General features: G+C 51.1%; 19 protein-coding genes and 5 pseudogenes. 10 read left to right on the top strand and 14 right to left on the bottom strand.

The annotated features are described in order from the left end of the window. Complete coding sequence (gene tamB / locus RTW80_RS10175; protein WP_001556748.1) at window positions 1-3,780, bottom strand: autotransporter assembly complex protein TamB; 3,780 nt, start codon at window positions 3,778-3,780, stop codon at window positions 1-3. Further along, entirely contained in the window at window positions 3,777-5,510 is a 1,734-nt protein-coding gene (gene tamA, locus RTW80_RS10170) for an autotransporter assembly complex protein TamA (protein ID WP_001556747.1), read from the bottom strand. The genes tamB and tamA overlap by 4 nt, the downstream gene beginning before the upstream one ends. Window positions 5,511-5,715: 205 nt before the next feature. Between tamA and msrA the strand changes: the two genes are divergently transcribed. Continuing rightward, window positions 5,716-6,354, top strand: coding sequence for a peptide-methionine (S)-S-oxide reductase MsrA (gene msrA / locus RTW80_RS10165; RefSeq protein WP_001295196.1), 639 nt, complete (start codon window positions 5,716-5,718; stop codon window positions 6,352-6,354). A 322-nt stretch (window positions 6,355-6,676) separates the two neighbouring features. Further along, window positions 6,677-8,020 (top strand): hemolysin family protein, encoded by a 1,344-nt coding sequence (locus tag RTW80_RS10160; protein WP_000935042.1) that lies wholly within the window; start codon window positions 6,677-6,679, stop codon window positions 8,018-8,020. 61 nt (window positions 8,021-8,081) lie between these two features. On the opposite strand, the gene RTW80_RS10155 is transcribed toward RTW80_RS10160, so the two are convergent. Next, window positions 8,082-8,288 carry a DUF1107 domain-containing protein gene (locus tag RTW80_RS10155; protein ID WP_000689228.1) on the bottom strand — a complete coding sequence of 69 codons (207 nt, stop codon included), beginning with the start codon at window positions 8,286-8,288 and terminating at the stop codon, window positions 8,082-8,084. 324 nt (window positions 8,289-8,612) lie between these two features. Here RTW80_RS10155 and RTW80_RS10150 point away from each other — a divergent pair, with 324 nt between their 5' ends. Then, window positions 8,613-9,170: a YtfJ family protein gene (locus tag RTW80_RS10150; protein ID WP_000175289.1), complete on the top strand. Its 558-nt coding sequence runs from the start codon at window positions 8,613-8,615 to the stop codon at window positions 9,168-9,170. Here RTW80_RS10150 and cysQ read toward each other — a convergent pair. After that, window positions 9,160-9,900, bottom strand: a complete 741-nt coding sequence (cysQ, locus tag RTW80_RS10145) for a 3'(2'),5'-bisphosphate nucleotidase CysQ (protein WP_000886909.1) — start codon at window positions 9,898-9,900, stop codon at window positions 9,160-9,162. The genes RTW80_RS10150 and cysQ overlap by 11 nt on opposite strands. A 189-nt stretch (window positions 9,901-10,089) precedes the next feature. Here cysQ and cpdB point away from each other — a divergent pair. Next, window positions 10,090-12,033: pseudogene (cpdB, locus tag RTW80_RS10140) on the top strand (2',3'-cyclic-nucleotide 2'-phosphodiesterase). Between the two features lie 122 nt (window positions 12,034-12,155). On the opposite strand, the gene RTW80_RS10135 reads toward cpdB, so the two are convergent. Next, on the bottom strand, window positions 12,156-12,536 hold the full coding sequence (locus RTW80_RS10135; protein ID WP_000084622.1) for a winged helix-turn-helix transcriptional regulator: 381 nt from the start codon (window positions 12,534-12,536) through the stop codon (window positions 12,156-12,158). 88 nt (window positions 12,537-12,624) lie between these two features. On the opposite strand from RTW80_RS10135, the gene qorB reads away from it, so the two are divergent. The 3 genes from qorB to ytfE all read left to right on the top strand — a co-directional run bounded on the left by qorB (window position 12,625) and on the right by ytfE (window position 15,328). Beyond that, a complete protein-coding gene (gene qorB, locus RTW80_RS10130) occupies window positions 12,625-13,485 on the top strand; it encodes an NAD(P)H:quinone oxidoreductase (protein WP_000560561.1) in 861 nt (286 codons plus the stop codon). A 107-nt stretch (window positions 13,486-13,592) separates the two neighbouring features. Continuing rightward, window positions 13,593-14,558: a DMT family transporter gene (locus RTW80_RS10125; RefSeq protein ID WP_001301505.1), complete on the top strand. Its 966-nt coding sequence runs from the start codon at window positions 13,593-13,595 to the stop codon at window positions 14,556-14,558. A 107-nt stretch (window positions 14,559-14,665) separates the two neighbouring features. Further along, window positions 14,666-15,328 carry an iron-sulfur cluster repair protein YtfE gene (ytfE, locus tag RTW80_RS10120; protein ID WP_000331456.1) on the top strand — a complete coding sequence of 221 codons (663 nt, stop codon included), beginning with the start codon at window positions 14,666-14,668 and terminating at the stop codon, window positions 15,326-15,328. 44 nt (window positions 15,329-15,372) lie between these two features. On the opposite strand, the gene cycA is transcribed toward ytfE, so the two are convergent. Next, complete coding sequence (gene cycA / locus RTW80_RS10115) at window positions 15,373-16,785, bottom strand: D-serine/D-alanine/glycine transporter (RefSeq protein WP_000228346.1); 1,413 nt, start codon at window positions 16,783-16,785, stop codon at window positions 15,373-15,375. Window positions 16,786-17,093: 308 nt separating this feature from the next. Beyond that, window positions 17,094-17,714, bottom strand: a complete 621-nt coding sequence (gene fklB, locus RTW80_RS10110) for an FKBP-type peptidyl-prolyl cis-trans isomerase (RefSeq protein ID WP_000211225.1) — start codon at window positions 17,712-17,714, stop codon at window positions 17,094-17,096. 218 nt (window positions 17,715-17,932) lie between these two features. Between fklB and ytfB the strand changes: the two genes are divergently transcribed. After that, window positions 17,933-18,571 carry a cell division protein YtfB gene (ytfB, locus tag RTW80_RS10105; protein ID WP_001119471.1) on the top strand — a complete coding sequence of 213 codons (639 nt, stop codon included), beginning with the start codon at window positions 17,933-17,935 and terminating at the stop codon, window positions 18,569-18,571. On the opposite strand, the pseudogene RTW80_RS10100 reads toward ytfB, so the two are convergent. Together RTW80_RS10100 and RTW80_RS10095 are read right to left on the bottom strand one after the other, a co-directional pair. After that, window positions 18,555-18,662, bottom strand: a pseudogene (locus tag RTW80_RS10100) (TetR/AcrR family transcriptional regulator); the annotation flags it as partial. The gene ytfB and the pseudogene RTW80_RS10100 sit on opposite strands and share 17 nt — an antisense overlap. A 43-nt stretch (window positions 18,663-18,705) precedes the next feature. Further along, window positions 18,706-19,903 (bottom strand): annotated as a pseudogene (locus tag RTW80_RS10095) (RNA-guided endonuclease InsQ/TnpB family protein). A gap of 7 nt (window positions 19,904-19,910) precedes the next feature. Between RTW80_RS10095 and tnpA the strand changes: the two are divergent. Beyond that, window positions 19,911-20,336: pseudogene (gene tnpA / locus RTW80_RS10090) on the top strand (IS200/IS605 family transposase); the annotation flags it as partial. Window positions 20,337-20,378: 42 nt separating this feature from the next. On the opposite strand, the pseudogene RTW80_RS10085 reads toward tnpA, so the two are convergent. After that, window positions 20,379-20,693 (bottom strand): annotated as a pseudogene (locus RTW80_RS10085) (TetR/AcrR family transcriptional regulator); the annotation flags it as partial. Window positions 20,694-20,959: 266 nt separating this feature from the next. Here RTW80_RS10085 and RTW80_RS10080 point away from each other — a divergent pair. Continuing rightward, window positions 20,960-21,754, top strand: coding sequence for a DUF2686 family protein (locus tag RTW80_RS10080; protein ID WP_000174715.1), 795 nt, complete (start codon window positions 20,960-20,962; stop codon window positions 21,752-21,754). Between the two features lie 70 nt (window positions 21,755-21,824). On the opposite strand, the gene rplI is transcribed toward RTW80_RS10080, so the two are convergent. From rplI to rpsF, 4 genes are read right to left on the bottom strand one after another with little or no spacing between them, the layout of a single operon-like run. Then, window positions 21,825-22,274, bottom strand: coding sequence for a 50S ribosomal protein L9 (gene rplI / locus RTW80_RS10075; RefSeq protein WP_001196062.1), 450 nt, complete (start codon window positions 22,272-22,274; stop codon window positions 21,825-21,827). A gap of 41 nt (window positions 22,275-22,315) precedes the next feature. Next, window positions 22,316-22,543, bottom strand: coding sequence for a 30S ribosomal protein S18 (rpsR, locus tag RTW80_RS10070; protein WP_000135199.1), 228 nt, complete (start codon window positions 22,541-22,543; stop codon window positions 22,316-22,318). A 4-nt stretch (window positions 22,544-22,547) separates the two neighbouring features. Then, window positions 22,548-22,862 (bottom strand): primosomal replication protein N, encoded by a 315-nt coding sequence (gene priB, locus RTW80_RS10065; protein WP_001296681.1) that lies wholly within the window; start codon window positions 22,860-22,862, stop codon window positions 22,548-22,550. Between the two features lie 6 nt (window positions 22,863-22,868). After that, window positions 22,869-23,264: a 30S ribosomal protein S6 gene (rpsF, locus tag RTW80_RS10060; protein WP_001216676.1), complete on the bottom strand. Its 396-nt coding sequence runs from the start codon at window positions 23,262-23,264 to the stop codon at window positions 22,869-22,871. Window positions 23,265-23,557: the final 293 nt, after the last annotated feature.

Below are 23,557 nucleotides of genomic sequence, written 5' to 3'. Positions count from 1 at the left end.
CTAAAACTCGAACTGATAGAGCAAATCCAGTGCCTGGTCTACACCAGACACGGCTTCCAGATATAGCTTAGGCATCAGGCGATAACGTAACGTGAGTGTTGCTATAGAGTCAAATATACCCACGCCGTATTTCACTTGCAGACCTGGCAATACATAGCCGCTGACCACTACCTGGGAGGAGTCGCCTACTCCCTGGGTGTCGAGCGCTAAATTGCTTACGCCAAACGTCTCGCCGATTTTACCCACAATCTGGCCACTTTGCGCAACCCCCAGACCAATCAGCATCGAGGTCATTGCCGCACTGTCGCTCTGATCGCTCTCCAGCCCTTGTCCACGTAGCAAATAAGACAATGCAGCTTGTTGCGACATCGCCGGGTCAGAGAAGATCTCCGCTTTCGGTTCGTCCGCCAGACCAGTGACGCGAACTCCGGCGATTACGTCGTCTTCTGTAGCATCCGGGTTACGAATAGCTTCAATATTAAGATACGGTTGATCCGGCGGACCAGAGAACAGTAACTCACCTTTACGCACAATCAGATCCTGACCATAGGCATGGAAGCGCCCTTCAGGGATGTTGATCTGCCCGTTCAGGCCCAGCCCTTGTTTGTCCTGAACGACGTTAAGATCGCCCGTCAGCCGCGCTTTCAGGCCAAAGGCGTCAATGCGCACATTGTTGCCAACGTGGACAATCAGGTTACTGTTAATCGGAATCGACGCCGTTTTCGGCTCTTCCGGTTGCAGGTTATCGTTAAGCATCACCACATCGCTGGAGACGCCTACTGCGCTTTCCGGCAGATCGTGCACCACGATGCGCGCCCACGGGACATCCACGCGACCATCGAGGGTAAACAGGTTTGGTGTAGCCTCGAAGACAACATCTGGCGATACATCCATTCGTACCATCGGCGGCACGGTGATCCGCACTTTACTGCCTTTCGCCGTTACCCGCGCCCGCCAGTTTTCAATTTGGCTCCAGTCGGCATCACCGTTCAGGTAGATTTCACCCTGCTGGGTCCGTACTGTACCGGCAAGCGTCGAGCGCATACCATTAAAGTTGACCGCAAGCTGGCTCGGTTGCATATCAAACGGCATAAAGTTGCCGTCGATATCCACACCCGTAACCTGAAGCTGACCAAACAACTGCGGGCTTTGCACATCACCACCCAGACGCAAGTTGGCACTCACCATCCCCGCTGCTTTTTCCCCACGGGTAAAGATGGGGTTTATCATCGCAAGGTTGAAGTTACGGATATTGACGTTGCCACCAAGATTACGGCGGCCTTGCGGATCGGTCACCTGCACCTGTCCATCAAACTGGCCGTTATTGGTCAGGCGGATGGTCCAGCCCAATTCGGCACGGTTGTTACGCAATTCCGCCGTCAGATTCAGTGTCTGAAACGCCACGGGCAGCGCCGCATCGTTGACGGTTTGCGTTACCTGCACGTTACGCCCCGAAAGGGTGATACTGCCCTGCGGCAGCCCCTCTTTGGTGGTGTCCCAGGCAACGTCCGCTTTACCCGTGAAGATACCGCTGGCCTGAGTGGTTTCTGGTATAAATGGTTTCAGCATGGCCAGGTCGAAGCGGTTGAGATTCACCACCGCACGCCCTTCGGCACCCGCATCGATAGTTTGCGGCACGCACAGTTCCGCATTCGGGTTAAGCCAGCAGTGTGGCCCGATGCTGATTTTTTGCTCCTTATTGCGGTAATCCAGCGCAATATCGCGGGTCAGCGACCACGGGCCGACCGGCGTCTGGAAGCGGGTATTGCTAAGAGTTCCCTTCCAGCGTTCTTCTTTGCGATCAAAACTTCCTGCCAGATTAAGCTGCCCGGAGACAGGCTCGCCCTGAATCCGCAACTGTAACTCGTGCTGTTTTTCGCTGCCTTTGGCATTCAGGGTGACGAGGTTGATATTTACATCCGGCTGCGAAATTTGCTCAACGCGTACGTCGAGTTTCCCGGCGATCTGATCGGTGGATTTAATGTCGCCTTCCACGCGAACCTGCGCCACGGAAAGTTCCTGCCAGCGCAGGCCGCGCGCGGTGATATCTGCCAGTAGTTGTGGCGCTTCCACCGTGCCGCGTACTTTCACCAGCCCTTTCGCTGTACCGCCAAGCCCCGGCAGCGCGTTATCCAGCCCCGGCGCGTTGATGGTGGCATCAAGATTGAGATCTTTTACCCCCAGCTCGCCTTTCACTTCGGCACTGTTTGGCCCCAGTTCCAGATGAAGCCCTGGGATCATCCACTGCATATAACTGTTGCCTTTCAGCGTGCCGTCAACGTTCACTTTGTTCTGTTTGACGTTACCGGTCAGCTTCAGTTCTGGCACCTCCATCTGCCAGGTGCCGCCGTACAGGCTACCGCGGGTTTTAATCAAGCCATTGAGTTTCGACGGCCACTCTGGGATCTCTTTGGCGGTGTTAATGCCGTTAAGCGTTAGCTCACCGCGCCAACTAATGGCCTGCTGCCAGTCGAGCAACGCCTTGAGTTCAGTTTTCCCTTCCAGCGCCGCGACGGTGAGTTTGTCGAGATTGACCTGCTGTTCATTACCTTTGGCATCAAGGGTAATGGTGGCTGGCGGGATCTCCAGTCCCTTCACTGCCGTACGCATAGAGAGCGTGTAATCGGTCATTTTGCCGGTAAGTTTCAGTTTCAGATCATCCGCCTGATACTGCTTCTCACCAGTGAACGGCCAGTAAATCTGTTTGCTGTTCACTTCCACGTTGAGCGGCAATCCGGCTTCCGCCAGTCGCGTCTGGGCGCGTAAATCCATATCCACCGGACCGGAAAGATTAACGCCAATCTCCAGCTGTTCGCGCAGCGCGCCGCCCACTTTTAGCTTCACTTTTTCACCTTTCAACGGCTCCACGTTCAGTGTGCTGTTGAGGGTGATATCCACCGGCCAGTTGTCTGACAGCTGCGCCGTGCCGCTGGCGTTGACGATCCCCTGGTTGGAATCGATATCCAGGGCGTCCAGTTTAGTATTGCCGTCAATGCTGCTCACTTTCAGCAGCATGGTGCGCACGGTGATGTCCGTGTCGCCCGTCACGCGTAACTGCTCGCCTTTAAACTCTTCAATGTTCAGGTTAAGCGGCAAATGCACGTCGGTCATTTCCGGCAATACCGGGCGAGAAAAGAGATCTTTCAGCGTTTCGCCGAGCGGCTTTTCATCCGGCTGCGGATTTTCAATCTTCGGTTCGACGACCTCTTCCTGCGCCACTTCCGCCACTTTCGGCAGAGCAATCAGCAGGCCTTTCAGCGACGTCGGTTTCAGGGTCAGGGTTTTCTCCTGCCAGTTCAGGCCGGAGGTGAAGTCCATCACCGATACCGTGGTGTCATCAATCTTGATGTTGACGTTATCCAGCGCCACCCGTGTCAGGGTGATGGGATACGGCGTGGAGAGATCCAGCGGACCGCTATCTTCCTCTTCTTCAACCTGTTCAGAAGGAGGCATTTTTTTACTGTCGATGTTGACCTGAATGTCTTTCAGCGCCAGGTCATTAATACAAACGCTACTGTTCCACAGGCACTCAAGCCCGACCGCCAGATGCAGATTGCCCGCTTTTACCGCCACGCCTGGCTGCTCATAACGAACGTCAGACAAGGTGAGATCGCGCCAGCCGCCGGTGACCTTGCCAATATCCAGTCCTGGTACCCAGCGATCCGCCGCTTTAAATACCAGATGCAGGCCACTGGTGGTGCCCACCAGAAACGCCACCGATCCCAGCAACAGTAAGATAACGATAACCACGCCGAGGCTGATTTTTTTCCATAAACTCATAATTCTGGCCCCAGACCGATGTAAAACTGTAACCCGTGTTCGTCTTTATCCGCGACCGGTACGGCAAAATCGAGTTTGATTGGCCCGACCGGCGATTCCCAGCGCACGCCGACCCCGGTACCGGTTTTAAAGTCGCTGCGGCGAATATCGCTTACCGCTTCGCCACTATCGACAAACACCGCGCCCCACCATTTTCCGGTCACGTTGTACTGGTACTCCAGCGATCCGGTTATCAACTTCGAGGCCCCTTTCAGGTCACCGTTGGCGTATTTCGGAGCGATAGATTTGTATTTGTAGCCACGAATACTGCGGTCGCCCCCGGCGAAGAAACGCAGATCCGGCGGTACTTTGTCGAAATCACCGGTTTCAATCCAGCCCAGCGTGCCGCGTGTAACAAAACGATGGCGATCGTACAGTGTGCGGATCCAGACGTTTTGTGCCTGGAAAACGGAGAAATCGACATCTGAGCCCCAGGCCGTGTTGGAGTAGTCGATAGAGTAGCGTTGCGAGTCGCCCCAGGTTGGCATCAGGCCACCACGAGAACGCGTGCGGCTAATCATCACCCCAGGATAAAACAGCATCGTGGTGTTGGTAATTTCACCCTGAGTAAAGTGGTCGAGACTCCAGCGCAGGTTAATGGCACGCTGCCAGCCGCTGGAGAGATCCCAGTAGCGAGAAGCCACCAGCGTAGTGGAGTCAGATTCGGTATCGTTCAGGTCAGTGCGCTTAAAACCGCCCTGCACCAAATAATATTGTTCCAGTGGATTCTTCAGCAGTGGCATTTTATAGCTGAAGTCGAGGGTCTGTTCCGGCGCGGAAATACTGGTACTGGTGGTCAAACTGTGACCGTATGAGTTCATCCACGGCTTTTTCCACGTCGCTTTCACGCGCGGTCCCACGTCCGTAGAGTAACCGACCCCGGTTTCGATGGTGTTTTCTGTTCGCGGCGAAACCACGCCCGTCAATGGTAATACTTTCGTTTCGCGCGCTTTATCAAATTGTGGAGCCACCACCACCGAGTTAAACCAGCCGGTAGCAGAAAGTCGGCGGTTCAGTTCCGCCAGATCTTTCGATTCGTACTCATCGCCCTCTTTAAACGGCACCAGATTTTGCAGGTATTCATCGCGGATTTGTGATCCTTCAAAGGTCACATGCCCAAAGCGGTAACGTTCGCCACTGTTATAATCAATATCCCAGAAGGCTTTATGCAGGCCGAGCGCAATGCCCAGCTGCGCTTTGGTAAATTCGCTATCGAAATAACCTTTACGCAACGCAATGCTGGTTAAGGACTTTTTGAAATTTTCATAATCGCCCTGGTTCAGCACCGTGCCAATAGCCGGGCGAGTATCGAGCAATTTCAAATAGTCTTTATCGGTCCGCGCGCCGCCGCGCAATACCACATCGGTGCCGCCAATTAACACCGGCACGCCTGGCGTGACTTTGGCGATCAATACCTGCCGCCCTTTCTTTGGCGGTGGACGGAGATCAAATTCAATGGTCGGCTGGTAATAACCCAGCGCTTTCAGACCTTCGCGGATGGCATCATCGACGCGTGCGCGAAAGCGACGGTCTGGCGCCACTTCATCACTTTCAATCGTAGAAAGCTGCGCACGAACGTTCTTTTCCAGCTGTCCCGATACCCCCTCGACCTGTAGACGGACGTTCGCGGCGACGGCAGATCCGCTTAAGCAGAGTAAGCTTACACAGCATAACTGTCGGATATAGCGCACATTTTCTCCTGAATATCCTTTTTTCCTGCCCCTGGAACGCCGTTAAACGGCTTAACAAAAATCCAGTAATATGGATTAAAAAGCAGACTAAACCCCAAATATTTCTTATGTTTTACTTTAGACCTATTCACGGTGGTTATTGTGTGCAAATACGCCTCTTGTTACAACCTTAACCCCAATGACCGATTTTCGGGAGAGCGACACCATGAGTTTATTTGATAAAAAGCATCTGGTTTCCCCCGCCGATGCCCTGCCTGGACGTAACACCCCGATGCCCGTAGCCACGCTGCATGCGGTCAACGGTCACTCAATGACCAATGTACCTGACGGAATGGAGATTGCCATTTTTGCGATGGGTTGTTTCTGGGGTGTGGAGCGTCTGTTCTGGCAGTTACCCGGCGTTTACAGCACCGCCGCAGGCTATACCGGAGGCTATACGCCAAATCCGACTTATCGGGAAGTGTGCTCCGGTGATACGGGTCATGCCGAAGCGGTACGCATTGTTTACGATCCTTCCGTCATCAGCTATGAGCAGTTGCTACAGGTATTTTGGGAGAATCACGATCCCGCCCAGGGAATGCGTCAGGGCAATGACCACGGCACGCAGTATCGTTCAGCGATTTATCCGCTGACCCCAGAACAGGATGCCGCAGCTCGCGCCAGTCTGGAACGTTTTCAGGCGGCGATGCTTGCCGCCGATGATGATCGTCACATCACCACGGAAATCGCTAACGCCACACCGTTTTATTATGCCGAAGATGACCACCAGCAATATCTGCATAAAAACCCGTATGGTTACTGTGGAATTGGCGGAATTGGCGTCTGTCTGCCACCGGAAGCATAGCGTTACGGGTACAAATGTAGATTGTTGATAAAGTGCGCTTTATTTATGCCAGATGCGGCGTAAACGCCTTACCAGGCCTACAAAATCGTCCAAATTCAATATATTGCAAGGACTGCGTAGGCCTGATTGGCATAGCGCATCAGGCAGTATTGCATTTATCAGCTGTCTGAATTTTAACCCTCTGGCGACTTTACAGTACCTTACGCTATACTAGCCACTGAAAATGCCGGTTCACTTTCTTCGAATCGGCTTTCAATGTGTATTTCACACAAATTAATCAACTTCCCCTTCCGAGGATCTGGCCTGAAAGGTCGGATAAGATATGTTAAACAGTATTTTAGTCATACTCTGCTTGATCGCTGTAAGTGCGTTCTTCTCGATGTCCGAGATCTCGCTTGCCGCCTCACGCAAAATCAAACTTAAACTGCTGGCTGATGAAGGCAATATAAATGCCCAACGCGTTCTGAATATGCAGGAAAATCCCGGCATGTTCTTTACCGTGGTCCAAATCGGTCTGAACGCAGTGGCGATTCTCGGCGGTATCGTCGGTGATGCGGCATTTTCTCCAGCTTTTCACAGCCTGTTCTCCCGCTATATGTCGGCAGAACTCTCTGAGCAACTGAGCTTTATTCTCTCTTTCTCGTTAGTGACTGGCATGTTTATCCTGTTTGCGGATTTAACTCCGAAACGCATCGGTATGATTGCGCCAGAAGCGGTGGCTTTGCGTATCATCAACCCGATGCGCTTCTGCCTGTACGTTTGCACCCCGCTGGTGTGGTTCTTCAACGGCCTGGCGAACATGATCTTCCGTATTTTCAAACTGCCAATGGTACGTAAAGATGACATCACTTCTGATGACATCTACGCGGTAGTGGAAGCCGGTGCGCTGGCGGGCGTGTTACGTAAACAGGAACACGAGCTGATTGAAAACGTCTTTGAGCTGGAATCCCGTACCGTTCCGTCTTCAATGACACCGCGTGAAAACGTGATTTGGTTTGATCTCCACGAAGATGAGCAAAGTCTGAAGAATAAGGTGGCGGAACATCCGCACTCTAAGTTCCTCGTCTGTAATGAAGATATTGACCACATCATCGGTTATGTCGATTCTAAAGACCTGCTGAACCGCGTGCTGGCTAACCAAAGCCTGGCACTGAACAGCGGCGTACAAATTCGCAACACGCTGATTGTACCGGATACGTTAACCCTTTCAGAGGCGTTGGAAAGTTTTAAAACCGCAGGTGAAGACTTCGCGGTGATCATGAACGAGTACGCGCTGGTGGTGGGGATCATCACCCTCAACGACGTGATGACCACGCTGATGGGCGATCTGGTCGGTCAGGGGCTGGAAGAGCAGATTGTCGCCCGTGATGAGAACTCATGGCTGATTGACGGCGGCACCCCGATTGACGACGTCATGCGCGTGCTGGATATTGACGAGTTCCCGCAGTCGGGCAACTACGAAACCATCGGCGGCTTTATGATGTTTATGCTGCGTAAGATCCCGAAACGCACCGATTCGGTGAAATTCGCCGGCTACAAATTTGAAGTGGTGGATATCGATAACTACCGTATCGACCAGCTGCTGGTGACCCGGATCGACAGCAAGGCCACCGCCCTTTCGCCAAAACTGCCTGACGCTAAAGATAAAGAAGAAAGCGTCGCGTAACCCCCAGAAACATCAACGGCTCCTGAATCAGGAGCCGTCTTATTACTGCATAGCACTTTGGTTAAGCCATCTCTGTTTGCAGACGCATAACCTGACGGTTAACTTCGGACATCACTGACAAATGCAGCTTATCCTTCACTTTTGGGATAAGAATCTTACCCTTATCAAATTCAAAAGCGCCAACGTCCTTGATGTATAACCGTCCACGGAACAGGATCTTTACGTACTTCGCCACCTGAAGTGGGTTGTACCGTTGGAAAATTTTCATTGTTATCTCCTGCTGAGTATTACGCCTGTGCGGTGCCACAATCGGCCCAACTATTATGAGGCGCAAATTTTAATGCTTAGTGACTATAGACTATCCGGGCAATGTTTCCACCGCGTATAACTTTTTTTACCTAAAGGTTACAATTATTCAGAATTATCTTTTTACCGAAGCGCGGTCTTCAGTATAAGCATTCATTTTTCATATGATTTGTGCGCTTGACCGCAAACTGGCATCACACTTGCGGGAAATTCGATAAATAGCACATATGATTAAAACTCAGACCCAAGTGGTCGGATCACCTGCATATCATAAGAAGGAAACACCATGACCCTACGCAAGATTCTGGCACTCACCTGCCTGCTGTTGCCGATGATGGCTTCCGCACATCAGTTCGAAACCGGTCAGCGAGTGCCGCCGATTGGCATTACCGATCGGGGCGAGTTGGTGCTTGATAAAGATCAGTTTAGCTACAAAACCTGGAACAGCGCGCAGTTAGTGGGAAAAGTGCGAGTACTGCAACATATTGCTGGTCGCACCTCTGCAAAAGAGAAAAACGCGACGCTGATTGAAGCGATTAAATCAGCGAAGTTACCGCACGATCGTTACCAGACCACCACCATTGTTAACACCGACGACGCAATTCCGGGTTCCGGCATGTTTGTGCGCAGCAGTCTGGAGAGTAATAAAAAGCTTTATCCCTGGTCGCAGTTTATTGTTGATAGCAATGGCGTCGCACGCGGTGCCTGGCAGCTGGATGAAAAAAGTTCCGCTGTAGTGGTGCTGGATAAAGACGGTCGCGTGCAATGGGCCAAAGACGGGGCGCTTACTCAGGAAGAGGTGCAGCAAGTGATGGACCTGCTGCATAAATTAATTAATAAATAGACACTCTGAACCCCGGATTCAGGAACGACTCGCGCGGAGTGTAATCCAGCGGTTTACCCTGCCAGTCGTGAACGTGCGCTCCGGCAGCTGCAGCGACAGCATGTCCAGCGGCGGTGTCCCAAATATTCGTTGGTCCGAAGCGCGGGTACAGCTGCGCCTGTCCTTCCGCCACCAGGCAGAATTTCAGCGAAGAGCCGATGGACGTGGTCTGATGTTCGCCAAGCTGTTGCAGATACTCTTTCAGCTCCGCATCTGCATGGGAACGGCTGATAACCACCAGCGGCGGGCGCGCATCGCGGACCTGAATCTGCTTGCGCACACCGCACTCTTCTTTCCACGCTTTGCCTTCTGCCGCGCTGTACATTACGTTCATTACCGGCGCATACACCACGCCTAAAATCGGTTTGCCATGGTCAATGAGCGCAATGTTAACGGTGAATTCGCCATTACGTTTAATAAACTCTTTAGTACCATCCAGTGGGTCTACCAGCCAGTAACGCTGCCAGTGCTGACGGACTTCCCAACCGGGAGGATCTTCTTCAGAAAGGACCGGAATATCCGGTGTCAGCGTACGTAAACCGTCCATGATAACGGTGTGTGCGGCAATATCCGCTGCCGTTACCGGAGAATTGTCCGCTTTGCTGACGACGTCCATCGGTTTCGTCCCGTCGTAGACCTGCATAATGGCATCGCCTGCATTCCGTGCAAGCTGGCATACTTGATCTAACATTTCTCCACCTCGTCTCTGTGAGCGGTGTTAACTTATTGTTTTACTTATACCCTATCGTTAATGAATGCGCCAACTGTGATAGTGTCATCATTTTCAAAGCGTAAAATTGTGGCATTCTTCACTGTTCTATAAGTAAGACGTTTATTCTCCCTTTTCTTTCGTATTCCCGATGATAAAAGGATGTCCCTGATGATTAAGTTTAGCGCAACGCTCCTGGCCACGCTGATTGCCGCCAGTGTGAATGCAGCGACGGTCGATCTGCGTATCATGGAAACCACTGATCTGCATAGCAACATGATGGATTTCGATTATTACAAAGACACCGCCACGGAAAAATTCGGACTGGTACGTACGGCAAGCCTGATTAACGATGCCCGCAATGAAGTGAAAAACAGCGTACTGGTCGATAACGGCGATTTGATTCAGGGGAGTCCACTGGCCGATTACATGTCGGCGAAATGATTAAAAGCAGGTGATGTTCATCCGGTTTATAAGGCGCTGAATACGCTGGATTACACGGTCGGTACACTCGGCAATCATGAATTTAACTACGGTCTGGATTACCTGAAAAATGCGCTGGCGGGAGCGAAATTCCCTTATGTAAATGCCAACGTCATTGACGCCAGAACCAAACAGCCAATGTTTACACCGTATTTAATTAAAGATACCGAAGTGGTCGATAAAGACGGAAAAAAACAGACGCTGAAGATTGGCTATATTGGCGTCGTGCCGCCGCAAATCATGGGCTGGGATAAAGCTAATTTATCCGGAAAAGTGACGGTGAATGATATTACCGAAACCGTGCGCAAATACGTGCCTGAAATGCGCGAGAAAGGTGCCGATGTCGTTGTCGTTCTGGCGCATTCCGGGCTATCTGCCGATCCGTATAAAGTGATGGCGGAAAACTCAGTTTATTACCTCAGTGAAATTCCTGGCGTTAACGCCATTATGTTTGGCCATGCTCACGCCGTTTTCCCAGGTAAAGATTTTGCTGATATCGAAGGGGCTGATATCGCGAAAGGCACGCTGAATGGTGTTCCGGCGGTAATGCCGGGCATGTGGGGCGATCATCTTGGGGTGGTCGACTTACAACTCAGTAATAACAGCGGTAAATGGCAGGTGACGCAGGCGAAAGCGGAAGCACGGCCGATTTACGACATCGCCAATAAAAAATCCCTCGCGGCGGAAGACAGCAAGCTGGTAGAAACACTCAAAGCCGATCACGATGCCACACGCCAGTTCGTCAGCAAGCCAATCGGTAAATCCGCCGACAATATGTATAGCTATCTGGCGCTGGTGCAGGACGATCCGACCGTGCAGGTGGTGAACAACGCGCAAAAAGCGTATGTCGAGCATTACATTCAGGGCGATCCGGATCTGGCAAAACTGCCGGTGCTTTCAGCTGCTGCACCGTTTAAAGTTGGTGGTCGCAAAAATGATCCGGCAAGCTATGTGGAGGTGGAAAAAGGCCAGTTGACCTTCCGTAATGCCGCCGATCTTTATCTCTACCCCAATACGCTGATTGTGGTGAAAGCCAGCGGTAAAGAGGTGAAAGAGTGGCTGGAGTGCTCCGCCGGACAGTTTAACCAGATTGATCCTGACAACACGAAACCACAGTCACTCATCAACTGGGATGGTTTCCGCACCTATAACTTTGATGTGATTGATGGTGTGAATTATCAGATTGATGTTACCCAGCCTGCCCGTTATGACGGCGAGTGCCAGATGGTTAATGCCAATGCGGAAAGGATTAAGAACCTGACCTTTAATGGCAAGCCGATTGATCCGAACGCCATGTTCCTGGTTGCCACCAATAACTATCGCGCTTACGGCGGCAAATTTGCCGGTACGGGCGACAGCCATATCGCTTTTGCTTCACCGGATGAGAACCGCTCGGTGCTGGCAGCGTGGATTGCTGATGAGTCGAAACGTGCGGGGGAAATTCACCCGGCGGCAGATAACAACTGGCGTTTAGCACCGATAGCTGGCGATAAGAAACTGGATATCCGTTTCGAAACCTCTCCATCAGATAAAGCCGCGGCGTTTATTAAAGAGAAAGGGCAATATCCGATGAATAAAGTCGCGACCGATGATATCGGGTTTGCGATTTATCAGGTGGATTTGAGTAAGTAATACACTTCTTTTTCGGCCTATAAATCATCAACCGCATCCGGCACTTTTGTCGGATGCGATGCTGGCGCATCTTATCCGCCCTACAAGTCATGAACCGTAGGCCGGATAAGCGCAGCCGGCAGTTATGCCGCACGTTCATCCCGCACCGCCAACACCTCGGGCAAATTCAACTCAATCCAGTCCGCCAGTGCAGCAACCTTTTCGCTCACCTGCTCGCCCAGCGGCGTGAGGCTATATTCCACATGCGGCGGCACCACCGGATACGCGATACGGTTAAGAAAACCATCCTGTTCTAACGCCTGTAACGACTGCGCAAGCATCTTTTCGCTCACCCCGCCGATTTTGCGCCGCAGGTCGCTAAAGCGATGAGTACCTTCGCGTAGCGCCACCAGAATCAACACCCCCCAACGGCTGGTGACGTGTTTCAACACCTCGCGCGACGGGCACTGTTCCGCAAAGAGATTACCCTCTTTCAGTTGTTGCGACAGGCTAACCTGACTCATTCCATACTTACCTTTTTGTGTGTACTTACTAAAAGTAAGTTTAGGTGTTAGCGTATTTAAACACAAGACAAAACGATGGAGACTTCCCATGATCGCTATTACTGGTGCCACTGGCCAACTTGGTCACTATGTTATTGAATCCTTGATGAAAACGGTTCCTGCCAGCCAAATAGTGGCTATCGTTCGTAATCCGGCAAAAGCCCAGGCCCTGGCAGCACAAGGCATTACCGTGCGTCAGGCTGACTACGGCGATGAAGCCGCACTGACATCTGCACTTCAGGGAGTGGAAAAACTACTGCTGATCTCTTCCAGCGAAGTGGGTCAACGTGCCCCGCAGCATCGTAATGTTATTAATGCCGCAAAGGCGGCTGGCGTGAAATTTATCGCTTATACCAGCCTGCTACATGCAGATACCTCCCCGCTCGGCCTCGCCGATGAGCACATCGAGACGGAGAAAATGCTGGCTGATTCTGGCATCGTTTACACCCTGCTGCGCAACGGCTGGTACAGCGAAAACTACCTCGCCAGCGCCCCGGCAGCACTGGAACACGGCGTATTTATCGGTGCGGCGGGCGATGGCAAAATCGCCTCAGCAACGCGGGCAGATTATGCGGCAGCTGCGGCACGCGTGATTAGCGAAGCCGGTCACGAAGGCAAGGTTTACGAACTGGCGGGCGATAGTGCCTGGACGTTGACACAGTTAGCGGCAGAGCTGACCAAACAGAGCGGCAAACAGGTTACCTATCAAAATCTGAGCGAAGCCGATTTCGCCGCGGCACTGAAAAGCGTCGGACTGCCCGACGGACTGGCGGATATGCTGGCGGATTCTGACGTTGGCGCATCGAAAGGCGGTCTGTTTGATGACAGCAAAACACTTAGCAAATTGATTGGCCACCCAACGACAACGTTAGCCGAAAGCGTAAGCCATCTTTTTAATGTTAATAACTAGTTAATTAAAGTGGCATCCTCCCGCATCCTCTCTGATAATGACGGGATGCCGGGAGCAATCATGTCTGCTTCCTGAACTTTCTTCTGACAGATCAATGGATGCCAGTAATGATTAGCGGCGTGCTGTACGCCCTGTTAGCAGGGTTGATGTGGGGGCTTATTTTTGTCGGGCCGTTGATCGTGCCGGAATACCCGGCGATGTTGCAGTCGATGGGGCGTTATCTGGCGTTAGGGTTAATTGCGCTGCCCATTGCCTGGCTGGGACGCGTGCGTCTGCGTCAGTTGGCGCGTCGCGACTGGCTTACCGCCTTGATGCTCACTATGATGGGCAACCTCATCTATTACTTCTGCCTTGCCAGTGCCATTCAACGTACTGGCGCGCCTGTTTCCACGATGATTATCGGCACCCTGCCGGTGGTCATTCCCGTCTTCGCCAATCTGCTTTATAGCCAGCGCGACGGCAAACTCGCGTGGGGAAAACTCGCCCCGGCACTGATTTGTATTGGCATCGGCCTGGCGTGTGTGAATATTGCTGAGTTAAACCACGGACTCCCCAATTTTGACTGGGCACGTTATACCTCTGGCATCGTGCTGGCGTTAGTTTCCGTGGTCTGCTGGGCGTGGTATGCCCTGCGCAACGCCCGCTGGCTGCGGGAAAATCCCGACAAACATCCAATGATGTGGGCGACGGCGCAGGCACTGGTCACGCTGCCGGTTTCTCTCATCGGCTATCTCGTCGCTTGTTACTGGCTGAATACGCAAACGCCGGACTTCTCCCTACCCTTTGGCCCCCGTCCGCTGGTGTTTATTAGTCTGATGATTGCGATAGCCGTGCTTTGCTCATGGGTTGGCGCACTCTGCTGGAACGTCGCCAGCCAGCGATTACCGACAGTGATTCTCGGGCCGCTGATTGTTTTCGAAACGCTGGCAGGTTTGCTGTACACCTTTTTACTCCGCCAGCAAATGCCGCCGCTAATGACGCTGAGCGGTATCGCGCTGTTAGTGATTGGCGTGGTCATCGCGGTCAGAGCAAAACCAGAAAAACCTTTAACTGAATCTGTCTCAGAAAGTTGACACGCTGGCAGTGAGTTAAATAAGTCTCTGCTACGTAAGGGTTATAGCTTTTGCCTTAAAGATGCATTTAAAATACATCTTATCTTATTAAGAATGAGGTATCAGCTATGGCTTATCGCGACCAACCTTTAGGTGAACTGGCGCTCTCTATTCCTCGCGCTTCAGCTCTGTTTCGTAAATATGATATGGATTACTGCTGCGGCGGTAAGCAAACGCTGGCGCGTGCGGCGGCACGTAAAGAACTGGATGTTGAGGTCATTGAAGCTGAACTGGCAAAGCTCGCTGAACAACCGATTGAGAAAGACTGGCGTAGCGCCCCGCTGGCAGAAATCATCGACCATATCATCGTGCGCTACCACGATCGTCACCGCGAGCAACTGCCGGAGCTGATTCTGCAAGCGACTAAAGTCGAGCGCGTTCACGCCGACAAACCGAGCGTGCCAAAAGGGCTGACAAAATACCTGACTATGCTGCATGAAGAGCTTTCCAGCCACATGATGAAAGAAGAGCAGATCCTCTTCCCGATGATCAAACAAGGCATGGGCAGCCAGGCAATGGGGCCAATCAGCGTAATGGAAAGCGAGCACGATGAAGCGGGCGAACTGCTGGAAGTGATCAAACACACCACCAATAACGTCACACCGCCGCCGGAAGCCTGCACCACCTGGAAAGCGATGTATAACGGCATTAATGAACTGATTGATGACCTGATGGATCACATCAGCCTGGAAAACAATGTACTGTTCCCACGCGCGCTGGCGGGTGAGTGATCTAAAAGCTGGATGGCATTGCGCCATCCAGCATGATAATGCGGTTATTTCCGCAGTTCAGCAGCCCGCTTCTTACCAATAAACAACCAGCCCAGCCCCAGCGCGATAAACCACAGCGGAGTGACCAGCAGCGCCTGGCGAGTGTCATCTTCCAGTGTCAGCAACACGACCACGAACACAAAGAACGCCATACATACCCAGCACATCAGCTTGCCGAGCGGCATCTTGTAGATCGACTTCTCATGCAGATGAGGACGCTGTTTGCGATACACAAGGTACGAGCAAAGGATAATTGTCCAGACGAACATAAACAGAATCGCGGAAACGGTTGTAATCATCGTGAACGCGCCAATCACGCTAGGATTCACATACAACATCACCACACCGCCGAGCAGGCAGATGCAGGAGAAGGTCAGCCCTTTCGCTGGTACTGCGCGCTTAGAAAGTTTAGCGAACGCTTTCGGTGCCACACCTTCCTGCGCCAGACCAAACAGCATACGGCTGGTAGAGAAGACGCCGCTGTTAGCGGAAGACGCCGCAGAGGTCAGTACCACAAAGTTGATCACACTTGCGGCAGCAGGCAGCCCCACCAACACGAACAGTTCAACAAACGGGCTTTTCTCCGGGACTACCGAACTCCACGGCGTCACGGACATAATCACAATCAGCGCGAAGACGTAGAACATAATGATACGGATCGGAATGGAGTTAATCGCGCGTGGCAGTGATTTCTCCGGATCTTTGGTTTCCGCAGCTGTTGTACCTACCAGCTCAATCCCCACGAAAGCGAAAACCGCTATCTGGAATCCGGCAAAGAAGCCACTTAAACCTTTCGGGAACCAGCCGCCATCGTTCCACAAATGCGCGAATGACGCTTCCACACCAGTCGGTGACTGAAAGTGCATCGCCACCATGACCAGGCCGACGACAATCAGCGACACGATGGCGACGATTTTGATCATCGCAAACCAGAACTCCATCTCACCGAACATTTTCACGGTGGCAAGGTTGAGCGTCAGCAGCAGCACTATCACCGCCAGCGAGGCGACCCAGTCGGAGAGATCGGGGAACCAGAACTGAGCATAAGCCGTGATCGCCACCACGTCTGCCATACCGGTTACAACCCAGCAGAACCAGTAAGTCCAGCCGGTGAAATATCCTGCCCACGGCCCGAGTAAATCGGAAGCGAAGTCACTAAAAGATTTGTATTCCAGATTCGAAAGCAGCAATTCCCCCATTGCCCGCATCACGAAAAAGAGCATAAAACCAATGATCATATAAACGAAAATGATCGACGGCCCGGCAAGGCTAATCGTTTTGCCGGACCCCATAAACAACCCCGTACCAATGGCACCGCCAATGGCAATAAGCTGAATATGTCGGTTTGTGAGATTGCGCCGTAGCGACTGTTCAGCCGGAGCCTGATCATCGGCAACGACTTTTACCTGATCTACCATGTTTTTTTCTTCCTGTACCTGTCTGTGTTGTTCAGGCTCTACGGCCTTTAGTCAGTCTATGATACGACGAATCTGTATCGGGACTCATCGATATTAGGTAACAATACGCGGGATGAATACTAAGATTTAGATCTAATGTTAATTTTATGTTTAAAGTGAGTGTCATATCACGGTGATAACGCGAAACAGCTCACAAAAATACACGCTTACGGGGTCTTTGCAAAACAAAATAGCGCCGTTTGGCAAACTGAAGGGTTTATTGCTGCATGCCTGCTCCCCTCTGGTTCGAGGGGAACAGAATGCGCTGCTTAGAGGATTTCCAGCAGTTCGACTTCAAACACCAGGGTGCTGAACGGAGGGATGGACGCGCCTGCGCCACGCTCGCCATATGCCAGTTCCTGCGGGATAGTCAGTTCCCATTTAGAACCTACCGGCATCAGAGTCAGTGCTTCAATCCAGCCAGGGATCACGCCGTTAACCGGGAATTCAGCGGGTTCACCACGAGCAACGGAGCTGTCAAACACGGTGCCGTCGATCAGTTTACCGGTGTAATGAACACGAACGCGGTCGGTACGTGCCGGAATTGCGCCTTCACCCTGGTTGATCACGCGGAATTGCAGGCCAGATTCGGTGCTGTTCACACCTTCTTTTTTGGCATTTTCTTCAAGATATTTCACACCTTCAGCAGCCATCGCCTGGAAACGCTGACGACGAACGGCATCGGCGCGTTCGTGGATTTCACGCAGTGCGCGATGCACCACATCAACCGGAACAGCCGGATGTTTGCCTTCCAGCGCATCGGCAATACCTGCAACCAGTGCTTCTGGCAGCAGCCCTTCCAGGCCAGATTCACTCAGTTGTTGCCCTACCTGCAAACCAATGCCGTAGCTTGCTTGCGCTTCGATGGTGTCAAAAGTTGGGGTGGTCATCGTATTTCCTTTCTTAGGGTATAAAAGTAGCGGGCAGCATATCAGCCACACTTCTTTGGGTAAAACTTTGTCGCAGGAATGATGACAAATCCCGGGGAAAAAGAAACAATAGCAATATCCCGTATGAATATAATAAAGGCGGGTTTACCACGGACATCATAGCGTTAGCTTATTCATAGGCTATGATTGAGGAACAAGACGCGGAGCAGGAGGAAACCATGCCCGGGCGCTTTGAACTAAAACCAACCCTGGAGAAAGTCTGGCACGCGCCGGACAATTTTCGCTTCATGGACCCGCTGCCGCCGATGCATCGTCGGGGGATCATTATTGCCGCCATTGTATTGGTGGTCGGATTTCTGCTTCCATCTGATGATACGCCCAACGCGCCGGTGGTGACGCGTGAAGCGCAGTTAGATATTCAGTCGCAATCCCAACCGCCGACAGAAGAACAGCTGCGGGCGCAATTAGTCACACCACAAAATGATCCTGATCAGGTGGCTCCGGTCGCTCCAGAACCTATACAGGAAGGCCAGCCAGAAGAGCAGCCGCAAACTTCCCAAACGCAACCATTCCAGCCAGATAGCGGAATTGATAATCAATGGCGCTCTTACCGTGTCGAACCCGGTAAAACGATGGCGCAGCTGTTCCGCGACCACGGACTGCCCGCTACCGATGTCTATGCAATGGCGCAGGTAGAAGGCGCGGGTAAGCCGCTGAGTAATTTGCAAAACGGGCAGATGGTGAAAATCCGCCAGAACGCCAGCGGCGTGGTGACGGGCTTAACCATTGATACGGGGAATAATCAACAGGTCCTGTTCACCCGCCAGCCGGATGGCAGTTTTATTCGTGCGCGGTAGATGACGGGTCAACCAAAAGCCAGCTAAGGATTGTCTCTTTGATGACCTTACGTCTGGCTTCCTGTGCCTGGGGTGAAACCATACTGATGTGTTGACATCCTCCACGCCCTGAAGGACGTGGATCCCTGCTACGTTCAGGCTGTCGCCTGAATCATTTCGGTGGGTTCCTGCTTCAACGGGCGGCCTGACTGCACCATCTCTCCACAGGCAAGAACGGCGTGCCCCGCCGCTAAAATGTTACGAGCGCCATTTACATCAGCGTTCGCTGTATATCCACATGCCTGGCATCTGAATTTACTTTGTGACAGGCGATTTTCTTTCGCTGTATGACCACAGCACGCGCAACGCTGGCTTGTGTACGCTGGCGGAACAGCAAGCACCTGACCGCCACGCCAGAGCTGCTTGTACTCAAGCTGGCGGCGCATTTCATACCAGCCCTGATCCAGTATCGAACGGTTTAAACCTGATTTTGCCCGGACATTGCGCCCCGGCTGGCTGACCGTACCCGCTGCTGACTTTGACATGTTGCTGACCTTCAAATCCTCAATGACTATCATTGCGTGGTTTTTGCTGACGGTCGTTGTGACTTTGTGAAGGTAGTCCCTGCGGATATTTGCGATACGGGAATGCAGTCGCTGTATTTTGCGTTTCTGCTTCTGCCAGTTGTTGCTGAATTTGACCTTGCGGCTTAACTGTCGCTGAAGTCTCGCCAGCGTCTTCTGGTTTTTCTGAAAACTGTTTACAGGCCCAAAGACTGTGCCATCTGACAGCGTGGCGAGTTTAGCCACGCCAGCATCCAGTCCGACCATTAATGCTGAAGGGTGAACCGGAGTTGATACTTCATTTTCAGTCTGAATACTGATGTACCACTTACCGCAGGACTGGCTGACAGTGACATTTTTCACAACTCCCGTAACCTGACGGCTATTCCGGTAGCGCATCCAGCCAAGTTTCGGCAGAAAAATACGACTGTTTTCCTGATCGAGCTTAACGCCCTGCGGGTAGCGGAATGCATCATTCTGTCCCCGCTTTTTGAATCGGGGAAAAGCAGCCCGATTCTGGAAGAAGTTTTTGTAAGCCCGCTCAAGGTCTTTCAGTGACTGTTGCAATGGCTGTGAGGGAGAATCTTTAAGCCATTGCGTTTCAGTGGCGTTTTTCCACTCAACCAGCCAGGAAGCCATTTTCCCGTAAGGGATGTATTTATTACCGGCCTCATGATTCTCATTCTGAAGCGCCAGAGCACGATTGAAAACGAAACGACATGCGCCTCATTTCACGCTCCTGTTGACCACCTGGTCTTAACTGGAATTTAAATGCCTGTAGTCGTTTCACAGGCCAAATGATACTTTGGTCTGTGAAAAAAGAAACCGATATCCGGCGTGGAAGGCATTGTGTTTTCCTGATGCATGTTCATCTGGTCTTTGTCACCAGATACCGACGTCAGATTTTTGACTATGACGCGACAGAAAAACTACGCACTTACTTTTCAAATGTATGTGCTGATTTTGAAACTGAACTGGTTGAAATGGATGGCGAACCAGATCACGTCCATTTGTTAATTAACTATCCTCCCAAACTGGCGATATCCAGTCTGGTAAACAGCCTCAAAGGCGTATCGAGTAGGTTACTGCGACGAGATCGACCAGATATTGCAGTCAGGTATTACTACAAAGGCGTTTTGTGGAGTCCTGGCTATTTTGCCAGTAGCTGCGGAGGTGCGCCAATATCCGCCATCCGTCAATACATTGAACAACAGCAAACACCTGGTCAGGTGGAAAACCGCGCCGTATATCCCCGCCCTGAAGGACGGGGTTTTACGGCGCACCGGATAAACCAGGCCAAGCGTATGCTGGTTGATCAAATAATATCCGCCAAGCGCAGCAATATTAATATTCACCTGCAATGGGTCGATATCTGGCTTAAAAATATTGTGTTTCTTCCCTTCATCCAATAAGGATTCCATTAACTGCAAGTGCGCATGGTTAATTTCTAAGAGACGCTGTGATTTTGCATAATGCACACCTTTACTTTGATTTTCACTATGCACAATTTTTAAAAACCAAGGATTAGCAATATAATAATCCCATGTAAAATCAATAATTTTCTCAATGGCTTTTTGTGGCTGGCTAACCTGCTGATTAACGAATACACCGATACCGACAGCGTAGAATAATTACATACCGCACAACAAGAATGGTAAGGCGTGGAAGTCATTTTCTCCCCGAGTGCATCGTTATATCCATAATGAGCGATTTTTGATATTAATATCTTTCACCATCCGCTATTTTCACCACTTCAGAAAACAAACTTATTTTTATTAATATCAATTCTTTTTCTTTGAACATTCAGCTGCGATATTTGTAAAAATATTAAACAGGTAACATTACAATGACATTACCAACCACTATTTATTCATTTCCTGCATATTTATCTCGTTTTTCGTCCACCGACAAACCAGTAAAATTAAAATTTCATCAATACGCACGCGCTACATTACTTTCAAATCGTGGAAGAGATCATAATTGCGATGGCAGACGTACTGTTGAGATCCACAAACTAGATCTCTCAGACTGGCAAGCATTCAATAAGTTAGCGACGAGGTGTAATGCTTACGATGGAATAACAATGAATGGTGATAATTCTTTTGGATGGAACCATGAAGCTACATTAGATAATATTCACGCCCAGAAATACAATAAAGCTTACACGGGTGCGAGGTTAACCGCAGAACTGAAATATTTATTGCAAGATGTCGAATCCTTCGAACCCAATAGTAAATACACAATACACGAAGTGGTTTTGGGACCTGGTTATGGTACTCCAGACTATACCGGCCAAACGATAGGATACGTTGTAACCCTTCCTGCCCAAATGCCTAATTGCTGGTCATCTGAACTACCAACAATCGATCTTTATATCGACCAACTTCGCACTGTTACAGGCGTTTCTAATGCCCTCGGATTCATCATTGCTGCATTGCTAAACGCGTATTCTGATTTACCCCATGATTTGAAAATTGGTCTGCGTTCCTTATCAAGTTCAGCAGCAATCTACTCGGGTTTGGGTTTCGAGCGAGTGCCGCAGGACCGAGACATAAGGAGTGATCGTATGCATCTAACGCCAGCAAACCATCCTGACTTATGGACACAAGAGAATGGTGAATGGATCTACTTGCGAAACTAATACCTGACGAAAAATAGAAAGCAAAACGCCGACCAATGGTCGGCGTTTTTACGTCTCGTTGAATAACGAATTATTCAGCTACTACGTTTACGATCACTTTCGCGAATACTTCGCTGTGAACCTGGAAGCTCACTTCGTGTTCGCCAGTGGTACGCAGAACGCCGTTCGGCAGACGAACTTCGCTCTTAGCCACTTCAACGCCAGCTGCAGTTACAGCGTCAGCGATGTCGCGAGTACCGATGGAACCGAACAGTTTACCTTCGTCGCCAGCTTTAGACGCGATGGTAACAGTTTCCAGTGCATTGATTTTCTCAGCGCGAGCATTAGCAGCTGCCAGAACTTCAGCCAGTTTAGCTTCCAGTTCAGCGCGACGTGCTTCGAAGAATTCAATGTTTTTCTTGGTAGCTGGAACAGCTTTACCCTGCGGTACCAGGAAGTTACGAGCATAGCCCGCTTTAACGTTTACCTGATCACCCAGGCTACCCAGGTTTGCTACTTTATCAAGCAGAATAACTTGCATTACCTTATCCTCTCAAAGTCGTATTAATGGACCGTGACCGATTACTGATGGCGATCAGTGTACGGCAGCAGGGACAGGTAGCGAGCGCGTTTGATAGCGCGAGCCAGCTGACGCTGGTATTTTGCACGGGTACCGGTGATACGGCTTGGGACAATCTTACCGCTTTCGGTGATGTAGTTTTTCAGCGTAGCGATATCTTTATAGTCGATCTCTTGAACGCCTTCCGCGGTGAAACGGCAGAACTTGCGACGACGGAAATAACGTGCCATATGGCTAGTCTCCAGAATCTATCAATTCAATCTGCTCGGCATGCAAAACCATTTTGCTCAGTCCGTTCTTTGCCTTGTGGCATGAAATGAACCCCTGAACGGTTATGCGACTGCCGACCGTTATACTGTGAGTAATGGCCTGGTTTTCGTGTCCGCTAACAATAACGGGCATTTGACACCATGCCTGCCGGTGAAAGCCGGCTTCCTCCTGCACAGAACGATGCTCAAGCACGAACTGGCAGTGAGGAATTCCTGATGGACTGACCTTTCGAAGGGGAGTCCTGCACACGGTGCCGGACAACACCAGACGGTTGGTCATCAGAAATTACTCTTCAGAATCCCCAGCTTCAGCATCATCAGCGGTTTCGTTTGCGAAATCATCGCGACGCTCACGGCGCTCGTCTTTCGCTTTAACCATCGGAGATGCTTCGGTAACAGCGTGCTTGGTACGCATAACCATGCTGCGGATAACGGCATCGTTGAAGCGGAAGGTAGTTTCCAGCTCATCGATCACTTCCTGCGGAGCTTCAACGTTCATCAGAACGTAGTGTGCTTTGTGCAGTTTGTTGATCGGGTAAGCCAGCTGACGGCGGCCCCAGTCTTCCAGACGGTGGATCTTGCCTTCTGCACCAGTGATGGCAGCAGTGTAGCGCTCGATCATGCCCGGAACCTGTTCGCTCTGGTCAGGATGGACCATAAAAACGATTTCGTAATGACGCATCGAATTGCTCCTTACGGATTATTCAGCCTCCTGTCTGGGTCAGCCGAATCCCGGGGAGGCAAGGAACGTGTTAAAGGTCGGCTGAAAAATGACGCGTTATAGTACTTGTATGCCTCGCTAAACTCAAGGGCAGAGCCGAAATAAATCTCCCCTTTCGCAATTAACCTCTAAACCGCTGATTTGGAGTTCATCACACTTCATCATGGTGTTTTTTCGAACAACTGCATCAGAAATGGTCACCATCAACTTCTTTATCATTGATTAAAATTAAATCAGAAGATCATCACAGAGGA

It is taken from the genome of Escherichia sp. AM3 (assembly GCF_032029835.1).
Lineage (GTDB): Bacteria > Pseudomonadota > Gammaproteobacteria > Enterobacterales > Enterobacteriaceae > Escherichia > Escherichia coli.
This window is presented reverse-complemented; position numbering and strand designations above follow the sequence as displayed.